Raw genomic sequence first — 4,451 nt, forward strand, 5'->3', positions numbered from 1 at the left:
ACTTCTGGCTGGCGACCATCGGCACCGTGCTGTACATCGCCTCGATGTGGGTCAACGGCATCACCCAAGGCCTGATGTGGCGCGCCATCAACGATGACGGCACGCTGACCTACTCCTTCGTCGAAGCCCTGCAGGCCAGCCACCCGGGCTACATCGTCCGCGCACTGGGCGGTGCGTTCTTCGCCTCCGGCATGCTGCTGATGGCTTACAACGTGTTGCGCACCGTACGCGCCGCCAACCCGGCAGAAGCGGATGAAGCCGCCAAGATCGTCGTTGTGGGAGCCCACTGATGAAGCATGAAGCTGTCGAGAAGAACATCGGCCTGCTGGCCTTCTTCATGGTCATCGCCGTGAGCGTCGGTGGCCTCACCCAGATCGTCCCGCTGTTCTTCCAGGACGTCACCAACAAACCCGTCGAAGGCATGAAGCCGCGCACCGCGCTGGAAGTCGAAGGCCGTGACATCTACATCCGCGAAGGTTGCGTGGGCTGCCACTCGCAGATGATCCGCCCGTTCCGCGCCGAAACCGAGCGCTACGGCCACTACTCGGTGGCCGGTGAAAGCGTGTGGGACCACCCGTTCCTGTGGGGCTCCAAACGTACCGGCCCGGACCTGGCCCGCGTCGGTGGCCGCTACTCCGATGACTGGCACCGCGCACACCTGTACAACCCGCGCAACGTAGTGCCGGAGTCGAAGATGCCATCCTACCCGTGGCTGGTGGAGAACACGCTCGACGGCAAAGACACCGCGAAGAAGCTGGAAGTGCTGCGTACCCTGGGCACGCCGTACACCGATGCCGACATCGCCGGTGCCCGCGACGCGGTCAAGGGCAAGACCGAAATGGACGCACTGGTCGCGTACCTGCAGGGTCTTGGCACCATCATCAAAAGCAAACGGTGACGCTGATGGATATCGGGATGATTCGCGGCCTGGGCACCGTCGTGGTGATGGTGGCCTTCGTGGGCCTGGCGCTGTGGGTGTTCAACCCACGGCGCAAGCAGGAGTTCGACGAGGCAACCCAACTGCCGTTCGCCGATGACCCCGAGGCCAAAACGCACGTAGAGCAAGCGCAAGCAAAAGCTTCTGGGAGCAAACAACAATGACAACCTTCTGGAGTCTGTACGTCACCGTCCTGACCCTGGGCACCATCTTCGCGTTGACCTGGCTACTGCTGTCGACCCGCAAGGGCCAGCGCGAAGAGGTCACCGACGAAACCGTCGGGCATGCCTTCGATGGCATCGAGGAATATGACAACCCGCTGCCCAAATGGTGGTTCTGGCTGTTCGTCGGCACCATCATTTTCGCCCTCGGCTACCTGGTGCTGTACCCGGGCCTGGGCAACTGGAAAGGCGTGCTGCCTGGGTATTCGTACCTGGATAACGACAAGCAGACCGAGTTCACCAACGGTCAGCCCGGCTGGACCGGAGTGCACGAGTGGGAAAAGGAAATGGCCAAGGCCGATGCCCGCTTCGGGCCAATCTTCGCCAAGTATGCGGCCATGCCTATCGAAGAAGTGGCCAGGCAGCCGCAAGCGCTGAAGATGGGCGCGCGGCTGTTTGCGTCCAACTGCTCGGTGTGCCACGGCTCCGACGCCAAGGGCGCCTACGGCTTCCCCAACCTCACCGACAACGACTGGCGCTGGGGCGGCGAGCCGGAAACCATCAAGGCCAGCATCATGGGCGGCCGCCATGGCGTGATGCCGGCGTGGGCGGAGGTGATCGGCGAGCAAGGCGTGGCCGACGTGTCAGCCTTCGTGATCAGCAAGCTCGATGGTCGCAGCCTGCCTGAAGGCGCCAAGGCCGATGTCGAGAACGGGCAGAAGATCTTCGCCGCCAACTGCGTGGCGTGCCATGGCCCTGAAGGCAAAGGCACACCCGCCATGGGCGCGCCGAACCTGACCCACCCGCAGGCGTTCATCTACGGTTCGAGCTTCGCTCAGTTGCAACAGACCATCCGTTATGGTCGCCAGGGGCAGATGCCGGCGCAGGAGCAACTGCAGGGCAATGACAAAGTTCACCTGCTGGCGGCTTATGTGTACAGCCTGTCGCATCAGGAGCAGGAGCCTGAAAAGGCCGAGTGATGCCTGCACTGGCCTATCGCCGGCAAGCCGGCCCCCGCACCGCGTGGGAGCCGGCTTGCCGGCGATAGGGCCGGTAGATTCAGCGCTAGATGACCTGGATCAATTGACACCCGCCTTAACACGATCAACACCCCGAACCCAACGCGACTAAAGGTCGCAGAGCGACCCCGGCGTGCCATCAGCGGCGTATCATGGGGCGCAGCGCTAGCAGAATGCGCGAGACTGCGGCCGGCACGCACTGGCCGCGGCATTTCTCCACTGCCGTGGGACTTGATGATGAGCAAGCAAATTCCGGTACATGACGTTACCCCGCCTGCCAGCAAAGGGAAGGATTCCGTCGACCTCTACGCCTCTCGCGAGAAAATCTACACCCGCGCCTTCACCGGCCTGTTCCGCAGGTTGCGGATGGTCGGCGGGGCAGCGCTGTTCCTTTTGTACTTTGGCACTGTCTGGCTGAACTGGGGCGGCCATCAGGCCGTCTGGTGGAACCTGCCCGAGCGCAAGTTCTACATCTTCGGCACCACCATCTGGCCGCAAGACTTCATCCTGCTCTCGGGCATCCTCATCGTCGCCGCCTTTGGCCTGTTCTTCGTTACCGTGTATGCCGGCCGCGTATGGTGCGGCTACACCTGCCCGCAAAGCGTGTGGACGTGGATCTTCATGTGGTGCGAAAAGGTCACCGAAGGCGACCGCAATCAGCGCATGAAGCTTGACCGGGCCCCGATGAGCGCCAACAAGTTCCTGCGCAAGTTCACCAAGCACAGCCTGTGGCTGCTGATCGGCTTCGTCACCGGCATGACCTTCGTCGGCTACTTCTCGCCGATTCGCGAACTGGCCATCGAATTCTTCACCGGCCAGGCCGATGGCTGGGCCTACTTCTGGGTCGGCTTCTTCACCCTGGCCACCTACGGCAACGCCGGCTGGCTGCGCGAGCAAGTGTGCGTGTACATGTGCCCCTACGCACGCTTCCAGAGCGTGATGTTCGACAAGGACACCCTGATCGTCTCCTACGACCCGCGCCGCGGTGAAACTCGCGGCCCGCGCAAGAAGGACACGGACTACAAGGCCCAGGGCCTGGGCGACTGCATCGACTGCACCATGTGCGTACAGGTCTGCCCCACCGGCATCGACATACGCGACGGGCTGCAGATCGAGTGCATCGGCTGCGCCGCCTGCATCGACGCGTGCGACAGCATCATGGACAAGATGAACTACCCCAAAGGCCTGATCAGCTACACCACCGAACACAACCTGTCGGGGCAGAAGACCCACATGCTGCGCCCAAGGCTGATCGGCTACGCACTGGTGCTGCTGGTGATGATCGGCGCCCTGGCCACCGCCTTCGCCACCCGCTCGCTGGTGGGCTTCGACGTCAGCAAGGACCGCGTGCTGTACCGCGAGAACGCCCAGGGGCGTATCGAGAACGTGTACAGCCTCAAGGTCATGAACAAGGACCAGCGTGATCACGTGTACGTGCTGGACGCCGCTGGCCTGCCTGACCTGCGGCTCGAAGGCCAGCGGGAAATCCGCGTGGCCGCCGGCGATATCGTCAGCCTGCCGGTGCAGTTGTCGGTCGCCCCCGAGAAGCTGCCCTCGACCACCAACGAAATCACCTTCACCCTCAAAAGCGCCGATGACAGCGCTGCCGAGGTCGAAGCCAAGAGCCGCTTCATCGGCCCACAGATCCGCTGAGAGAGAATGCGAACCATGCCTGCCGCCACCGCCACCAGCCCTTGGTACAAGCACCTCTGGCCCTGGATCATCATCGGCATCCTCACCACCTCGGTATGCCTGAGCCTGACCATGGTCAGCATCGCCGTGAACAATCCCGACAACCTGGTCAACGACAATTACTACGAGGCTGGCAAAGGCATCAACCGCTCGCTGGACCGTGAATTGCTGGCGCAGAACCTGGGCTTGAAGGCCAGCGTGCACCTGGACGAGCTGACGGGCGAAGTGGACCTGCGCCTGGCCGGCAGCAGCGACCCGCAGAGCCTGGAGCTGAACCTGATTTCACCTACCCAGCCAGAGAAGGACCGTAAGGTGCTGCTGAGCCGGGTCGAGGCAGGGCGCTATGTGGGGCAACTGGAAGACAAGGTCGACGGGCGCCGCTTTGTCGAGCTGCTGGGTAGCGAAAGCGGCCAGGTGTGGCGCTTGTTCGAGGAGGAAAAAGTGGCGCATGGTGTGACCTTGCAGTTGGGCGATGAAGCCATCCAGGGCGCTGAGCACTTGTAGCGGCCTTGCCGGGGCGCCGGACCGGTCGGAAAGGGGCGCGAAGCGGCCCCAGCAACCTATGCTGCCAAGCTGAGCAATCTATGCTGGAAGCTCAAAATTTGGGGCCGCTTCGCGCCCCTTTCGCGACACAAGGCCGCT

6 protein-coding genes are annotated in these 4,451 nt (G+C 63.0%); all 6 read left to right on the top strand.

What is annotated here, in order from left to right; genetic code table 11:
* Positions 1 to 290 (top strand): cbb3-type cytochrome c oxidase subunit I (locus BLX42_RS06715; protein ID WP_178110725.1); only part of this gene is annotated, 290 nt, incomplete at its 5' end.
* Entirely contained in the window at positions 290 to 898 is a 609-nt protein-coding gene (ccoO, locus tag BLX42_RS06720) for a cytochrome-c oxidase, cbb3-type subunit II (RefSeq protein WP_046785292.1), read from the top strand. The genes BLX42_RS06715 and ccoO, both read left to right, overlap by 1 nt.
* 5 nt (positions 899 to 903) lie before the next feature.
* Positions 904 to 1,101, top strand: a complete 198-nt coding sequence (locus BLX42_RS06725; RefSeq protein ID WP_012315408.1) for a CcoQ/FixQ family Cbb3-type cytochrome c oxidase assembly chaperone — start codon at positions 904 to 906, stop codon at positions 1,099 to 1,101.
* Entirely contained in the window at positions 1,098 to 2,078 is a 981-nt protein-coding gene (gene ccoP, locus BLX42_RS06730) for a cytochrome-c oxidase, cbb3-type subunit III (RefSeq protein ID WP_046785293.1), read from the top strand. Before BLX42_RS06725 ends, ccoP begins: the two co-directional genes overlap by 4 nt.
* Before the next feature lie 276 nt (positions 2,079 to 2,354).
* Positions 2,355 to 3,770, top strand: coding sequence for a cytochrome c oxidase accessory protein CcoG (ccoG, locus tag BLX42_RS06735; RefSeq protein WP_046785294.1), 1,416 nt, complete (start codon positions 2,355 to 2,357; stop codon positions 3,768 to 3,770).
* Between the two features lie 15 nt (positions 3,771 to 3,785).
* On the top strand, positions 3,786 to 4,313 hold the full coding sequence (locus BLX42_RS06740) for a FixH family protein (protein WP_046785426.1): 528 nt from the start codon (positions 3,786 to 3,788) through the stop codon (positions 4,311 to 4,313).
* The last annotated feature ends 138 nt before the right edge of the window (positions 4,314 to 4,451 follow it).

Origin of the sequence: Pseudomonas sp. SG-MS2, assembly GCF_009933855.1 — a bacterium.
Lineage (GTDB): Bacteria > Pseudomonadota > Gammaproteobacteria > Pseudomonadales > Pseudomonadaceae > Aquipseudomonas > Aquipseudomonas putida_E.